The organism is Jeotgalibacillus proteolyticus, from assembly GCF_002926065.1.
In the GTDB taxonomy this organism is placed as follows: domain Bacteria; phylum Bacillota; class Bacilli; order Bacillales; family Jeotgalibacillaceae; genus Jeotgalibacillus; species Jeotgalibacillus proteolyticus.
Genome location: NZ_PREZ01000004.1, coordinates 418,797 through 434,095, shown reverse-complemented (window position 1 = coordinate 434,095; position 15,299 = coordinate 418,797). Strand labels below are relative to the sequence as shown.

Here is a 15,299-nt window from a genome sequence, read left to right as displayed (position 1 = left end):
GATAAAGGCTCAGAGTGATTAATCGGCTCTGAGCCTTTGTTTATATTTATTAGCAGTGATAAATTAAAAGCTGAAGAGGCTGCAGTTTACTCACCTTTTTCATTCAATTTCCCACCCCCAAATCTAAAAACCGTTTAACCATCTCACCAAATTGTTCCCTTTCTTCTAAATGAGGAAAATGATTGCTTTCTTCAAATACAATAAATAATGAACCTGGAACAAGCTGATGAATTTCCTCTGAAAAAACGAAGGGACATTGACTGTCATACTTTCCGCAAAAAATAATAGAGGGGGTGTTAATTTTTGAAATATCCCCTTTGATATCATAGTCTGGAAGCTCAGTATACGAATAATAATCCAGACGCTTTTGAACCACTTTTCCGCTGCTAGGTACAGAAAAATACTCATTAAACCTCTCTGGGCGGTACAGTGACATTTTGGTCCATTCTCTTCCTGCCTGAACCCGTTCTTCTTTTGTTGCTTCCGGAGAGGCGAGGATCGTAAAGATCTCTTTTAATCGGTTATTTTTCGGGTTTTTAAAGCTATAAATACTGTCTTTATGCTTCATATACTCATTTGTAGCAGCTGCTCCGCCTGCGATGAACCGCTTCAAGGAATCAGGATGATGAGATGCATACACCAAACCCAGCATGCCTCCGGTCGAATGCCCTGCAAAGCTCCATTTTTCCAGACCTAACGCCGTCCGGACAGCTTCTAAATCCTTACACGTTTCGCTCATACTTAACTCAATTTCATCTTTTACAGAGTCAGACTGACCAGCTTCTTTCAGGTTAACAAGGAAGACGTGAAAATCGTCTGCAAACCGATCAGCAAAATAATACCCCCGGTCGTTAAATTCGCTGTATAGGTGAGTAACACTTAATGGTTCGCCGCTTCCTGTTTCAAAAATCTCAAATACTCCCCGTTTAGTATGTACTAGCTTTTGTGTCCACAAAGCTTTTCCTCCGTTCAACTTTATTGTTTTTACTGCTATTTTAACATAAATTCCCTTTTAAGTTTATTCAGCATTGCTTCCAAAAACTATTGATTTTTCCTCCTTCTCACAGGATAATAGACTGAAAGAAAGCGTTTGCATTAAAAAGAATACATATATCTAAATGAACTAGAACTTTTCACATCTAATTGTGCAAACGGTTTCATTAATTATCTATTATATTAAAGAGGGCAGCCCCAGCCTGGAAAACCACCATAATTAAAGGAGTGAAAGATTCATTGAAAAAACAAAAAGCAAAACGATCTCTGCCGCTGTTCCTAGTATTTGTATTACTGCTAAGCCTTGTGCCGTCCATTGACATCGTTCAGGCTGAGGAGGCTGCCAACAAGCCTGCAGAAGCCTTCCAACCCATTCCCGACCAAACGCTTCGTGTACATTATCAAACAGAAAGCAATAACTTCACAGGGCTCGGTCTGTGGGTTTGGGAGGATGTTGTTACACCTTCTGACCAGACCGGGTCATGGCCTGGAGGGGCAACTCCTTTTTCTGAAGGCGGATCTACTGCCTACGGAGCCTATGTTGATGTGCCTTTAAAGGATGGGGCGCAAAAGGTGGGGATGCTGGTCAATAACAGCACAGGTGAGAACCTTACCGGCGACATTCATCTAACACTTTTATCGCCCGACATGAATGAGGTCTGGCTATCACAAAATGGCAGTGTATCGCTCATTGAACCGGTTGAGCTGCCTGAAAACACGGTTAGAATCCACTACGTAAAGGAAGATGGAGTCTATGAGCCGTGGCGGGTCTGGACGTGGGGAGATGTACTCGAGCCTGGCGCAAGCTGGCCAAACGATGCTCATCCATTCACGCAGGATCAAATTGGAAAGCACGGAGCTTATCTTGACATCCCGCTTGCTGAAGCTGCAGAGGAAATAGGTTTTCTTTTTCTAAACCCTGAAACAGGGGAGCAGTCGGGAGACATGGTATTTTCGAACCTGCAAAGCAATCAGCATCTCTTTGTACGCGAGGGGGATGAAACGGTTTATACAAACCCGTATTACGTATTCGAGGATGGGCTTGAGCACGGTGTGCTTCTTTCAAACGAAACAATGGAGCTTCGTTTTTCTTCAACAGAAGACTTTTCAACAGAAGAATTAATCGGAGGACTGTCTGTATTGGATAAGGATGAGAATGAAGTGCCCATTCAAAACGCAGAAAAAAATGAAGATGGAAAAACCGTCCAACTTACAGGAACCTTTGATGCAAAGACTGCTCCATATTCCGTTACGTTTATGGACACAACAATTTCTGTCAAAGCAGGCTGGCGTTATAAGGATGAATTGTTTGCGTACGAAGGAGATTTAGGAGCCCAGCTGCACCAGGACGGATCGGCGACGCTTAAGGTGTGGTCGCCAAGTGCTGATCAGGTGTCTGTCGTTTTATACGATCGGGATGACCAGTATGAAGTAGCTGCTGAAGATATCGCGATGAATGCTGGCGACAGCGGAGTTTGGGAAGTGACATTAAACGAAACGAATACAGGAATCAGCGATCTGAATGGTTTTTACTATCATTACAAAATTGAGCGGGACGGTGATTCCGTTTTAGCGCTTGACCCGTATGCTGCTTCAATGGCTGCGTGGGATAGCGGTGATACAGAAAATATCCCTGTTGGAAAAGCGGCGATTGTCGATCCGGCAGCGATTGGGCCGGAGCTTGAATTTGCTGATATAAAAGGGTATGAAAAGCGAGAGGATGCGATCATTTATGAAATCCATGTTCGCGACTTTACCTCTGATCCTTCTCTTGAAGGCGAGCTGCAAAACCAATTTGGCACATTTGCTTCGTTTGCTGAAAAGCTTGATTACATTGAAGATTTAGGGGTGACCCATATTCAGCTCCTTCCTGTTATGAGCTATTTCTTTGCAGATGAGTTCAGTAACGGAGAAAGAATGCCGGACTATCAATCTACTGATACAAACTACAACTGGGGCTATGACCCGCATAGTTATTTTTCTTTATCCGGAATGTATTCAGAGAATCCAGAGGACCCTGAAAAACGGATTGAAGAGTTTAAAAATCTGATAGATGAAATTCACAAAAGGGGAATCGGTGTGATCCTCGATGTCGTTTATAATCACACCGCAAGAGTAGAGATTTTTGAAAACCTTGAGCCGGAGTATTATCACTTTATGAACGCTGATGGAACCCCGCGCACAAGCTTTGGCGGCGGACGACTTGGCACCACGCATTTCATGTCAAGAAGAGTACTGACAGATTCCATTATGCACTGGGTGGAGGAGTACAAGGTCGATGGCTTCCGTTTTGATATGATGGGAGATCATGACGCCGAAAGCATTCAGCTTGCTTATGACAAAGCGAAGGCAGTAAATCCGAATATGTTAATGATCGGAGAAGGCTGGAGAACCTTTGCGGGGGACGAGTACGGTGGAGATATTATGCCGGCTGATCAGGATTGGATGCAGTACACAGAGGCAGTTGGCTCGTTTTCTGATGAATTTAGAAATGAACTGAAATCAGGCTTTGGGAGTGAAGGACAGCCGAGGTTTTTAACTGGCGGAGCGAGAAACATTCAGCAGATTTTTGATAATGTAACCGCAAATCCGCATAATTTTAAGGCAACAAACCCGGGAGATGTTGTACCATATATCGCAGCACACGATAATTTGACGCTCCATGATGTCATCGCGCAATCCATTAAAAAGGATCCGGACTACCATCAGCAGGAGATTCATGAGCGAATCCGCCTTGGTAATTTGATGGTGCTGACTTCACAGGGAACCCCATTCCTCCATGCCGGGCAGGAATTCGGCCGGACAAAGCAGTTCCGCAGTGAAACGAATGAAGCGCCATACAAATCTACTTATATGGAAAATGCGGACGGAACACCATTTAATTTCCCGTACTTTATCCATGATTCATATGATTCATCTGATGCGATAAACAAAATCGACTGGGAAAAAGCGACGAATGAAGAAGCGTATCCAATCAATAATTTAACACGTGAGTATACAACAGGATTAATTGAATTACGCAGATCAACCGATGCCTTCCGTTTAGGAACGATGGAGGAAATCGCTTCAAACATTTCACTTATTGATGCACCGGAAATCAATGAGCAGGATCTTCTGATTGGCTATCATGCAAAATCAACGAATGATACAGGGGATTACTTTGTTTTTGTAAACAGTGACAGTAAGGAACGCAGCCTGACTTTGCCTGAGTATGATCTGACAAAAGGCACTGTGGTTGTTGATGACGACGAATCAGGAACACAGGCGGTTACAGATCCTTCAGGCTTTGAACTTGCAGCAGAGCAGATTACACTTGATCCTTTAACGGCTGTTGTGGTAAAAATGGGCGGGGAAGAAGAAACGCCTGAAAATCCGAAAACTGTTAAGGAGCTGCTTAAAGAGCTGGAAGACCTGCTTTCTGAGCATATTTCTTCCGGCGCTATTCGGGGGCCGCTCGCAAAGCAGCTTGAAAACTCACTCAGACAAGCGATTCATCACGAAAATAAAGATCATTCCAAACAGACAATTAAATTCCTTGAAAAATTTCTGGACCATTTAAACAATAAGCAAAACAGCAAGCATACGAATGAAGAAGTAAGATCGGAGCTTGAAGCAAGGGTGAACGAGGTTATTGAGCTGACTAAAAAAGAACAATAGCCCCTCCTAACAAAAGTTGCCGTAACAAAGGGCACCAGTCATCAATTTTGATGATCGGTGCCCTTTTCGGTGTTTATTTAGGCAGTTCCTTTGCAGCAGCAGAAGAATGAAGAGGGCTGTCCTCTTTTGGAACAGAATTTTTACCCTTTTGATCCTCATTCTTTGCCCAGTAGGAGGATAAAAAGGTCCCCGTGATGATTTGCCAGGCAGAGGCGAAGGCACTTGGCAATGCAGCCAGCGGGGTGAAATACACAGAAGCCAATGCGACCCCAAGACCTGAGTTTTGCATCCCTACCTCAATTGAAATCGCGCGCTGGTCCTGTGGAGACAGCTTTAATGCCTTTGCTGCCCAATAACCGAGCAAGAGTCCAAAGCCATTGTGCAGTAAGACTGCTGCAAATACGAGTAGTCCCGCAGTTGCAATTGTTTCTTTATTATTTGCAACGATCGCTGACACAATGATGGTGATGGCCACAATGGATATCAGGGGCAGAAAAGAAATACTTTTTCTCGTAAATGCAGGCAGGAACCTGCTAACGATTAACCCTAAAATAATCGGAATAATGATTACCTGGATGATGGAAATAAACATGGATCTTGGATCGATCGGCAGCCATTGCCCCGCAAAGATCAGCAGCATTAAAGGCGTCATAATCGGCGCAACCAATGTAGAAACACTCGTCATGGTGATAGAGAGAGGGACGTTTCCTTTTGCTAAAAAGACCATCACATTGGATGAAGTGCCTCCCGGGACACTGCCGAGTAATACGAGACCAGCTGCAAGCTCCGGAGGCAGGTTTAAAATGAAGGCGATGGTAAAGGCAATCGTTGGCATGATGAGAAACTGTGCCACAATTCCGATTAAAACAGGGAGCGGGCTTGAAAAAACTAATTTAAAATCGGATGCTTTCAGCGTAAGCCCCATACCAAACATAACGACGCCAAGCAGAATCGTGATATAGGCGCCAAAGGAAGAAAATAAACCGGGCACCATAAAAGCTAAAATTGAAAACACGATGATAATAAGAGCAAAATATTTGCCGGCGAGATTGCTGAGTGTATTAAGCGCTTTCATTTTAACCCTCCACTCCTTTTTCTGAGGATCCTTCTTACAGCTGTAGTTGAATCGCAGTATTTTTTATTTGGATATAATTTTGAACGGCTAAATGACTTTTTTCCCGGCCAATCCCGCTTTTCTTATAGCCTCCAAACGGCATTTGAACGCCGCCTGCCGCTCCGTAGCTATTGATAAAAACCTGACCGCTGTCAATTCGCGACGCAGCATAATGTGCACGGTCTATGTCCTTTGTCCAAACACCGGCCACCAATCCATAAGGGGTGTCATTCGCAAGGTCAATCGCTTCTTCCACAGAGGTAAAACGGATGACACTTAGAACTGGCCCGAAAATTTCCTCCTGTACAAAAAAATCACTGTGACTGGATGCTTCAATAATCGCAGGACTTATGTAAAAGCCATTTTCATAGCCTTTAACCTGTACCGCTTTTCCTCCAGCTAACACATTCGCATTTTTATCAATTGAACCAAGCATAGCTAAAATTCGTTTGTATTGTTTTTCGTTAATAATTGGACCAACATCAGCATTATGGGAAGGGGGTCCAACCTTAATCCCGCTGAATCTTTCCTTAATCCGCTCCAGTAATTCGTCCGCAATCGATTCATCAACTAATAAACGGGAGCCTGCAGAACACGTTTGCCCTGCATTTTGCAGAATAGAATTAACGATCGAAGGGACGGCGCGGTCTAAATCTGCATCTTTGAATACGACATTCGGCGACTTGCCGCCGAGCTCAAGTGTAACCGGAACCACATTGTCTGCGGCTGCTTTCATAACAGCAATTCCTGTAGGGACTGAGCCTGTAAACGTGATTTGATCAACGCCGGGATGTGAGGATAAAGCAGCACCGATTTCCGCTCCATATCCCGTTACATGCTGAAATACTCCTTTAGGGAGCTTTTCGTTGAACCACTCGGCTAAAAAGTTGGTTGTGAGAGGGGTATCCTCTGAGCTTTTAACAATAACAGCGTTCCCGGTAGCAATGGCAGCAGCCACACTGCGGGCTGTAATTTGGATTGGGTAATTCCACGGGACGATATGAAGGGTCACACCAATCGGTTCAATCGTGGTGAAATTTACTAGATTTTCTTCAATCGGAATCGTGTCACCGAATACTTTGTCAGCCAGTCCACCGTAAAATTCAAAGTAGCGGGCAGCAGCCTCAATATCGGCATTTGCCTGCCCGATCGGTTTGCCGGTATCGAGCGATTCAAGTCGGGCTAATTCCTCTGCATTTTCTCTGACATATCGAGCAGTATCCTGCAGAAGCTGTCCTCTTTCAAACGGTTTTACTGATTTCCACGTGCTGCTTTTTAATGCATTCTTCGAGGCTTGGACAGCACGGTCCGCATGTGCATTGTCTCCGCGGACAATTTGTGTCGTTAATTTGCCTGAAGCAGGATCAATGACATCAATCCATTGGTCATTTTGATCGCCAATCCATTCCCCGTCAATTAGCATTTGTATTTTCTTCATGTGAACCCTCCTTTCTAAACGCTTCTTCCTCCATCAACATGGATGACTGCACCGGTAATAATCTGGGCGCCGTCTGTTAATAAATGCGACACCGTTGCTGAAATGTCATTTGGCTTAATCAATCTGCCAAGCGGAACACTTTCTGAAAAAATATCTTTATTCAGCTCAACCTCCCCTTCTTTTTGGGAAGAGAATTGACTGAGCATTTGTGTATCGGCCGGACCTGGGTGCAGGACATTTACACGAATATTAAACGGAGCTGTTTCAAGTGCCAGCGCTTTTGAAAAGGCTTCAACAGCTCCTTTTGAGGCGACATAGCTTTGCAGGCCGGGCCGCGGTCTTGTAACTGAAACAGAGCCAATATTAATGATGGATCCATTTTCTGTTTTTTTCATATGCCGGACTGCTTCACGGTTGGTCAAGAAGACAGCCGTAGCATTAATATCCATGATTTTATGCCACTCAGAGGGCTCGACTTCCGTTATGGGCTTTGCAGCCTGTGCGATCCCGGCCGCATTAACAAGTCCGTCTAATCGGTTAAATTCATCATCAATCTCCTCGAATACTTCCTTAATGCTTGATTCCTCAAGCAGGTTAATCTGTTTAACCCGCAAATTATGATGATCAATAGAAGACAGTGAGTCTGTGTTAATATCAAGACCGATCACCACAGCGCCTTCTTCTAACAGATGCTCAACGACCACTTTGCCCATCCCGCCGCCAGCGCCTGTGACAGCAATAATCTTTTCTTCTAATTGTCCCATTTTACCATCCTCCTTACGCCTCTTTTTGAATCTCTTCAATGATTTTATCCGCAAATTCAGCAGTAGAAGCCGTGCCGCCTAAATCAGGCGTTCGCACTTCGCCTTCGACTAACGCAGCTTCGATTCCGTTCACCACTTTTTTTGCGAGCTCAGGATAGCCCAGATGCTCAAGCATAAGGGAAGCACTCCAAATTTGTGCGATTGGATTGGCGATTCCCTGATTTGCAATATCCGGTGCGGAGCCGTGAATGGCTTCAAACATAGACGGGTAATTTTTTTCAGGGTTGATATTTCCTGAAGGAGTGATGCCAAGCCCTCCGGATATTGCTGCACCTAAATCGGTTAAAATATCGCCAAATAAATTGCTGCCAACAACTACGTTAAAAATTTCAGGCTTCGAGACAAAAAAGGCGACTAACGCATCGATATGGTAAAAGCCTGCATCAATTTCGTTATAATCAGCTCCAATTTCCTTCACCACTTCATCCCAAAACGGCATCGAAAAATTAATGGCATTTGATTTGGTCGCAACAGAAAGCTCTTTAGATCCTCTTTTTCTTGCCAGCTCGTACGCATATTTGATGACACGCTCACTACCCATTCTGGTAAAGACGCTATTTTGAACGACAACCTCATAAGGCGTACCAATATGCAGCCGGCCGCCGCTGTTTGAATATTCGCCTTCTGTATTTTCCCGCACGACAACAAAGTCAATGTCGTCAACACCTTTGTTGGTCAAAGGGCTTTCGATTCCTTTTAATAGTTTGATCGGCCGTAAATTTATGTATTGCTGAAATTCTCTTCTTATCGGCAGGATCAATTCCCAAACTGAAATATGATCAGGAACCTCAGGTGATCCAACGGCACCGAATAAAATGGCGTCATAAGGGGCCAGGGTTTGAATTCCGTCCTCCGGCATCATTCGTCCGGTTTCAAGATAACGCTTACAATTCCAGTCGTACGAATCTATAGTAAAATGCAAATCGCCATGGATTGCTTCCACGGCTCTGAGAACCTTAATCGCTTCCTTCATGACTTCAGGCCCGATCCCATCTCCCGGGATACTGGCAATATTATGTGTTGGCAAAGCATACACGTCCTTTCAATCGATTACATACTACATATGATGTACTAACTCCTTGATCGTATCATCCCTTAAAAAGGATGTAAACAAAATATTCTAAATTGTTTAAATTTAATTGTTCTTAAAAATTTCCAATAAATCCGATATACTTTAAACGTAGGAAGCCAATTTAACTGGGGGATCCATTTATGCGTTTTGAAAAATTAACCGTATCTCATAAAATCTCAACAGAAATTGTTTCGATGATTAAAAATAAACTTCTCGATGGGACCCTTAAAAATGGGGATAAGCTGCCAACTGAAGCAGAAATGGTTGAACAGCTCGGCGTCAGCCGGACTCCGGTGCGTGAAGCGATAAAAGTGTTGGAATCGATTGGAGTCATTCAAATTAAGCGGGGAGAAGGAATGTTCATTACCAACAATCCTTCTCATTTTTCCTTGAATCCCTTAATCTTCAGCCTGATTTTGCACAGCAATAATACACAAAAGCTTGTTGAATTCCGACAGCATTTTGAAATTTTATTAATCAATCTCGTTCGAACGAAATGGTCTGAGGAAAAAATTAAAAAGATAGAAGATGTTTATAACAGTCAGGTAAGCCGGCTAAAGCCGGATTTGAGTCCTGAGGAATTAGCTGATATAGATCTTGAGTTTCATTACGCCGTTCTTGATGCAACGGAAAATGCTTTTGTCTTTGAAATCGGAAAAACAATTTATGAATTATATAAGCCTAAAATGATTTCTGCCAAGCAATCAAGCAATATTGAACAAACTCTTGATCGGCATAAGGCGTATCTGGATCTTCTTTCACAGAAAAATGTGGCGATCAGCGAGAAGCAGATCGATGAAATGATTAGTTACAACCAGGAATGGCTGGAGGAAAAGTAAGATTGAGGATTGGGGGAGTGAAGAGTTGGTAAGAGAGATTCAGTCGGAACCGTGTCCGTCGTGCGGGGAGGAATACCCTGTTGTTCCCGGTTATGTTTCATGGTGTGATCACTGTTTGTACAATGTAAATCCTTTAGCGGACGAGGAAAAGAAGACATTTATGGAAAGGGCTTATCTTTCGTTAGGTGAGAGAAACGGGAAAGCTTTACTGGATAAAATGATTCAGCAAAAATCAGAAAAGCCATCGCTAAATGTAAATGACGTCATGGCTTATATCTTTGCTTCTCTAGTTCATTTAGTGAGCCTGGGTTTAATTTTTCTGGCTGGTTATCTTTTAGCTGTGTTCTATCATGAACCTATTTTAGTCATTACAGCGGTCATGCTGCTCGGTGTTGCCTGGGTTGCACGTCCACGAATAAACCGGCTTGAAAAGGAAGATGTCGTGTTAGAGCGGAGTCAGCTGCCCGAGCTTTTCGGTGTGCTAGATGATATAAGCGATGGCCTTCACATTAAAAGAATTGACGGTGTAGTGCTTGACGGACAGTTTAATGCGGCAATAGGTCAGGTCGGACTGCGAAAAAAGGTTATCCTGCGAATCGGCATGCCTCTTTTTTCCATTATGACGCCTGAGGAACGTCTGGCCCTTTTAGGTCACGAGCTTGGTCATCTAGCAAATGGGGATTTATCAAGAGGCGGCTATATCGGCACAGCAATGAATACACTTGCGACATGGTATCAGGTGATTCATCCCGGAATTCCGAGCGAGCATGATGAGGTGGGGGTGCTTGAATGGATCAGCTCATTTTTCTTAAGAGGAATTGCCTTTTTCCCTAAAAGCGGTTATTATCTCCTGCTTTATTTGCTTTATTTCAATAGCCAGCAGGCAGAGTATTATGCCGATTACGCAGGAGCGCGGGTGGCAGGAGGAGAAGCATCCAAAATGGTTCTTGAAAAACTGCAGTATCATGATACGTACGCTTATTCGGTAAGGAAAACGGCTCTATCAAATGACAAAACAGATTTGTATTCTTTTTTTACGCACCAATTAGACACTATGCCTCAACGGGAAAAGCTGAGGCTGAAAAAAATAAACGAAATGGAAAAATCAAAGGTGGACGAAACGCATCCGCCGACTCATTACAGAATGAACTATTTGGAATCAAAGCAAATGATCGATCCCTTGATTGAAATTGATCAGGAAAGAGCTGAACGACTCGACAAAGAGCTGGCGTCTTACCGAAAAGAAATTCAGGAAACGCTTGTAGAGGAATATCGGTATTATTCGGGATGGTGAGGGTACAGTTCAGTTTCTTTATTCGGGCAAGGTAATGTAAATGCATTTAGAATAACGGAGGCGGTTTTAATCAAACACACGGAGATTAGCCTTTCTAATGAAAGAATATCGTTAAGAGAATTTACTTATAGCGATTGGACTGAAGTGCATAAATACGCCTCACAGGAAGTTGTCTGCCAATATCAGCCTTGGGGGCCAAATAAGAAAGAGGACTCGAAAGAATTTGTTAGTCAAGCGATGAAAGACGCTGAGCGAGAACCGAGAATAAGGTTTGTTTTGGCCATCATGTATAAGGAATTTTTGATAGGCGCTGGAGAATTTAACATCAAGGATTTCACTAATAAAGTCGGAGAAATCGGCTATATCGTCAATCCGGATTATTGGGGAAAAGGGGTAGCGACAGAAGTTGCAGCTCTGTTAATTGATTTTGGTTTCAAGGAGCTTAACCTGCATCGGATCTACGCAACCTGTGACCCAAGAAACATTGGTTCATCTAGAGTTTTAGAGAAAGCTGGAATGGTAAAGGAAGGCAGGCTTCGTGAGGATTTATTACTGAAGGATGGCTGGCGGGATTCATTTGTATATAGTGTTTTGGAGCATGAATGGGGGAAATAATAATAAGTATTTTATTGGGATTCACAATAAGGCTGGAACTAGTAGGATTTGACGTATTATATCCGGCTCACTGCGCTTCAGACGGACGCTTTCCGCAGGGCGGGGCTTGAGCTAACTTGCTATCGCAAGTGGATCTCAAGCTCCCGCTTCTTCCTGCAGGAGTCGCCGCCTTCCGCTCCGCTCACCTCATTTATGCTTATAAAAGTAATCGTCGATAATGTATCTTTTAAAGTTAGGTTCCAGCTTGGTTTTAAGATATTTCTTAATCAGTAAAAAGGAGAATTTTATTGAAGCATAAAATGGGTTTGTACGATGGGCCGTTTAAATCAATTCAGGAGAATAAGAAAGAATTTGAAGTCAGATTAAATGATGAAAAAAGAAGAAAAATAAGCATTGGCGATGTGATTGAATTTGTGAAGGTTCCTGAGAATGGTGAAGCGATAAAGGCCGAAGTTCTTGGACTTCGCAATTATAAAACATTCGAGGAAATGTATAAGGATATTCCTTTTACCCTTTTTGACTGCGAAGGCTGGACTATGGAAGAAATGATCGAAGGTACATATGAAATATATACACAGGAACAAGAAAGAAAATGGGGTACTTTAGCTATCCAGATTAAAGTCCTTAATTAATTTCCTCCAATCGAGGCATCCGGTCCGCTTTTACTTTTTGTGAGAATTCAGACTTTACACATGCACAACCCGCTGGTTTATCCCTGCCTTCTTAAGGGCAAATGAGTGTAAGAGATAAACAGTTTTAAAGGCGGTGTCGTTTTGGAAATTTTAATTGCATTAATTCCTGCAGTAATGTGGGGAAGTATTTTACTAGTCAGCACAAAACTTGGCGGCGGACCTTATCAGCAGGGGGTCGGAACCACCATTGGCGCGCTGATTTTTTCAGTTGCCGCTTTTTTCTTTACCTCTCCTGAGTTTACCTGGACGATTGTCATTGTCAGCTTTATTTCAGGGCTGATGTGGGCGCTTGGGCAGATGAACCAGTTTAAAACAGCGAAGCATTTAGGTGTTTCAAAAACATTGCCCATTTCAACGGGTATGCAGCTTGCCGGAACGTCTTTATTTGGTGTACTCGTGTTTGGTGAATGGTCCACAACGATGACACTGACGATTGGTATAACTGCCATTGTTCTTGTTATCGCAGGGGTTGTTTTTACTTCTTTTCGGGAAAAGAACGGGGATGATGAAGGGGAAAGCCCTATGAAAAAAGGCATCCCTTTGCTTCTTCTTTCCACAGCGGGTTTTGTCGGATACGTTGTGATTATCCGCTGGTTTTCAGTTGATGGGTGGGACGCGATCCTGCCGCAATCAGTGGGGATGGTAACAGGTGCCCTGCTGCTTAGCATCAAGCATAAGCCGTTTACAAAATACACGTTCAGAAATTTAATCCCAGGATTAATGTGGGCTGCCGGTAATATTGCACTCCTTCTTTCTATCCCAAGAGTCGGAACCGCAACCAGCTTCTCACTCTCTCAAACCGGGATCATCATCTCCACACTCGGCGGCATCTTCCTGCTGGGTGAAAAGAAAACCAAAAAACAAATGATCATGGTCATCTTTGGCTGTGTCTTAATAATTGCAGGTGGTGTCCTCCTAGGATTCACACGAGAAGGATAACACCAAGCCAACCAAAATTCCCTTTCACTCAGAAAAGGGGATTTTTTTAATTGAGTAATCTGCCTTTCTTTGGAATAATTGGTATAAACATCAGTTCGAGTGGTGCCTGTCACTTGTCGATTTGTCGAATGCACTTCACTTCGGGGAGTGACAGGCACTTGTCGAATAGGAGGATAATCATGCTCAAAAGAAAATACGGAGATCGTTCCGATTGGCCGAGGATTTTAGAGCGCAGGTATGCTCAGACTTTTATGGAATCAAAGGAATTTACAGGATACGTTACGCTGTTACAAACGGTTAAAGTGGCTGAACCGTTGTTTGTTTATTATGAAGGAAGAAGAATCTGCATTGTGGATGATGGCTACCTTTGGCTTCAGCAATTTCCTAAGGGGGAAAACCATGCACTGACGACGATGTTTGATTCAAAGGGGGAGGTTGTTCAATGGTATGTCGACATCTCTCTTGAAAATGGAGCAGAGGGAGATGTTCCATGGATTGATGATTTGTTTTTGGATGTCATTAAACTGCCGACTGGAGAGCTCATCCTAAAGGATAAAGATGAGCTGGAACAGGCGTTATCCGAAGGAATTATTAATCAGAATCTTTATGAATTAGCCTGGAAGGAAGCCAGAACTGTGATAGAGTTAATTCGAAATAACGAGTTCAATTTATTAAATTTATCTTCCCTCCACAAGGATGCATTGTTACCAAAACTAAATTAAAGCGGTGATCGTTTGATAAACAAAATCCCTCAAAAAATACATATCATCGGCTCAGTTGGAAGCGGGAAAACCACTCTGGCGAAAAAACTCTCCTCCCGCTTATCCATCCCTTTCTATGAACTGGATAATGTCGTCTGGGAAAGGGACAGCGTAAACGGGGATAGAAGACGAGCAGAAAAAGAAAGAGAAGAGTACTTGACTGACCTGACTAATAAAGAAAGCTGGATCATTGAAGGGGTTCATAATGAGGAATGGGTGGGGGAGAGCCTCCGGAAAGCTGAGTTAATTATTTACCTCGACACCCGGTATTCGGTAAGGACCTTTCGCATCATAAAAAGATTCCTGCTTCAGCGGCTAAAAATAGAAAAAGCGAATTATAAACCGACTGTTGAGATTTTCTTGAAGATGTTTAAATGGAATCGTTATTTTGAAGAGGTGGGGAAGCCAAATTTCTTCACAGCATTTGGACAGTATGCTGAGAAAATTCTTATAGTAAAAAACGGGGAAGCAGCGGAAAAACGACTAAAGGGGAAGGCTTTATGAACAAGCTAAGCTTCACAAAATTAAATGATGAAGGTCAGGAATTAATCGAATTATTAACGACAAACATCTGGGAGTTCCACTCAGAGAAATCAGTATTACCCGATCAAATAAATAAAGCCCTTCAAAAAGGCTGGTATTCAAACGACAGGGAAACGTATTGGATCGAGGAGAATGGAGCCAAAACCGGGCTGCTTATCATTCATGATTTCAGTGATACGATTCCTTCATTTGATATTCGGATCGCTAAAGATTATAGAGGCAAAGGACATGGAGCAGCAGCTGTTAAATGGCTGACAGACTATCTTTTTACCCATCCCGATCAAAAGATTAGAATCGAAGCCTACACGAGACGAGATAACCTGGCAATGAGAAAAACCCTTTATAACAGCGGATATGTAAAAGAAGGCCACCTCAGAAATGCGTGGGAAAACAAGGACGGCACCGTTTCTGATTCCTGTTGTTATGCAATCATCAGAAGTGACTGGGAGGAAGGGAAGACAACGCCAGTCTGTATTGACGATTATCCTTACTAGCTGCCATCTGAATTATAGTTTTTT

Annotated in this window: 14 protein-coding genes; 9 read left to right on the top strand and 5 right to left on the bottom strand. The window is 43.1% G+C overall.

Annotated elements, in window-relative coordinates; genetic code table 11:
* Nucleotides 1-103: 103 nt before the first annotated feature.
* Nucleotides 104-955 carry an alpha/beta fold hydrolase gene (locus C4B60_RS12375; RefSeq protein ID WP_104058318.1) on the bottom strand — a complete coding sequence of 284 codons (852 nt, stop codon included), beginning with the start codon at nucleotides 953-955 and terminating at the stop codon, nucleotides 104-106.
* A 278-nt stretch (nucleotides 956-1,233) separates the two neighbouring features.
* Between C4B60_RS12375 and C4B60_RS12370 the strand changes: the two genes are divergently transcribed.
* A complete protein-coding gene (locus C4B60_RS12370) occupies nucleotides 1,234-4,650 on the top strand; it encodes a pullulanase (protein WP_104058317.1) in 3,417 nt (1,138 codons plus the stop codon).
* Nucleotides 4,651-4,723: 73 nt separating this feature from the next.
* Here C4B60_RS12370 and C4B60_RS12365 read toward each other — a convergent pair whose 3' ends face one another.
* Genes C4B60_RS12365 through C4B60_RS12350 form a run of 4 tightly spaced genes read right to left on the bottom strand, consistent with a single transcriptional unit; the run spans nucleotide 4,724 to nucleotide 9,053 of the window.
* Complete coding sequence (locus C4B60_RS12365; RefSeq protein ID WP_104058316.1) at nucleotides 4,724-5,725, bottom strand: bile acid:sodium symporter family protein; 1,002 nt, start codon at nucleotides 5,723-5,725, stop codon at nucleotides 4,724-4,726.
* Nucleotides 5,726-5,759: 34 nt separating this feature from the next.
* Nucleotides 5,760-7,202, bottom strand: a complete 1,443-nt coding sequence (locus C4B60_RS12360; protein WP_104058315.1) for an aldehyde dehydrogenase family protein — start codon at nucleotides 7,200-7,202, stop codon at nucleotides 5,760-5,762.
* Nucleotides 7,203-7,216: 14 nt separating this feature from the next.
* Nucleotides 7,217-7,966 carry an SDR family NAD(P)-dependent oxidoreductase gene (locus C4B60_RS12355; RefSeq protein ID WP_104058314.1) on the bottom strand — a complete coding sequence of 250 codons (750 nt, stop codon included), beginning with the start codon at nucleotides 7,964-7,966 and terminating at the stop codon, nucleotides 7,217-7,219.
* 13 nt (nucleotides 7,967-7,979) lie between these two features.
* Nucleotides 7,980-9,053 (bottom strand): tartrate dehydrogenase, encoded by a 1,074-nt coding sequence (locus C4B60_RS12350; protein WP_104058313.1) that lies wholly within the window; start codon nucleotides 9,051-9,053, stop codon nucleotides 7,980-7,982.
* A 185-nt stretch (nucleotides 9,054-9,238) separates the two neighbouring features.
* On the opposite strand from C4B60_RS12350, the gene C4B60_RS12345 reads away from it, so the two are divergent.
* The 8 genes from C4B60_RS12345 (at nucleotide 9,239) to C4B60_RS12310 (ending at nucleotide 15,275) form a co-directional block, all read left to right on the top strand.
* Nucleotides 9,239-9,937, top strand: a complete 699-nt coding sequence (locus C4B60_RS12345) for a FadR/GntR family transcriptional regulator (protein ID WP_104058312.1) — start codon at nucleotides 9,239-9,241, stop codon at nucleotides 9,935-9,937.
* Nucleotides 9,938-9,962: 25 nt separating this feature from the next.
* Complete coding sequence (locus tag C4B60_RS12340) at nucleotides 9,963-11,231, top strand: M48 family metallopeptidase (protein ID WP_104058311.1); 1,269 nt, start codon at nucleotides 9,963-9,965, stop codon at nucleotides 11,229-11,231.
* A gap of 84 nt (nucleotides 11,232-11,315) precedes the next feature.
* Entirely contained in the window at nucleotides 11,316-11,846 is a 531-nt protein-coding gene (locus C4B60_RS12335; RefSeq protein ID WP_104058310.1) for a GNAT family N-acetyltransferase, read from the top strand.
* 287 nt (nucleotides 11,847-12,133) lie between these two features.
* Nucleotides 12,134-12,478, top strand: a complete 345-nt coding sequence (locus C4B60_RS12330; RefSeq protein ID WP_104058309.1) for an ASCH domain-containing protein — start codon at nucleotides 12,134-12,136, stop codon at nucleotides 12,476-12,478.
* 141 nt (nucleotides 12,479-12,619) lie between these two features.
* Nucleotides 12,620-13,477, top strand: coding sequence for a GRP family sugar transporter (locus C4B60_RS12325; protein WP_104058308.1), 858 nt, complete (start codon nucleotides 12,620-12,622; stop codon nucleotides 13,475-13,477).
* A gap of 179 nt (nucleotides 13,478-13,656) precedes the next feature.
* Nucleotides 13,657-14,199: a ribonuclease FAU-1 family protein gene (locus tag C4B60_RS12320; RefSeq protein WP_104058307.1), complete on the top strand. Its 543-nt coding sequence runs from the start codon at nucleotides 13,657-13,659 to the stop codon at nucleotides 14,197-14,199.
* Between the two features lie 12 nt (nucleotides 14,200-14,211).
* Nucleotides 14,212-14,742 carry an AAA family ATPase gene (locus C4B60_RS12315; RefSeq protein ID WP_104058306.1) on the top strand — a complete coding sequence of 177 codons (531 nt, stop codon included), beginning with the start codon at nucleotides 14,212-14,214 and terminating at the stop codon, nucleotides 14,740-14,742.
* Nucleotides 14,739-15,275 carry a GNAT family N-acetyltransferase gene (locus C4B60_RS12310; protein ID WP_104058305.1) on the top strand — a complete coding sequence of 179 codons (537 nt, stop codon included), beginning with the start codon at nucleotides 14,739-14,741 and terminating at the stop codon, nucleotides 15,273-15,275. Before C4B60_RS12315 ends, C4B60_RS12310 begins: the two co-directional genes overlap by 4 nt.
* Nucleotides 15,276-15,299 lie beyond the last annotated feature (24 nt).

Coding starts and splice junctions, on each gene's coding strand:
- C4B60_RS12360 (WP_104058315.1), bottom strand. CDS start 7,202: ATGAAGAAAATACAAATGCTAATTGACGGGGAATGGATTGGCGATCAA.
- C4B60_RS12365 (WP_104058316.1), bottom strand. CDS start 5,725: ATGAAAGCGCTTAATACACTCAGCAATCTCGCCGGCAAATATTTTGCT.
- C4B60_RS12320 (WP_104058307.1), top strand. CDS start 13,657: ATGCTCAAAAGAAAATACGGAGATCGTTCCGATTGGCCGAGGATTTTA.
- C4B60_RS12345 (WP_104058312.1), top strand. CDS start 9,239: ATGCGTTTTGAAAAATTAACCGTATCTCATAAAATCTCAACAGAAATT.
- C4B60_RS12310 (WP_104058305.1), top strand. CDS start 14,739: ATGAACAAGCTAAGCTTCACAAAATTAAATGATGAAGGTCAGGAATTA.
- C4B60_RS12355 (WP_104058314.1), bottom strand. CDS start 7,966: ATGGGACAATTAGAAGAAAAGATTATTGCTGTCACAGGCGCTGGCGGC.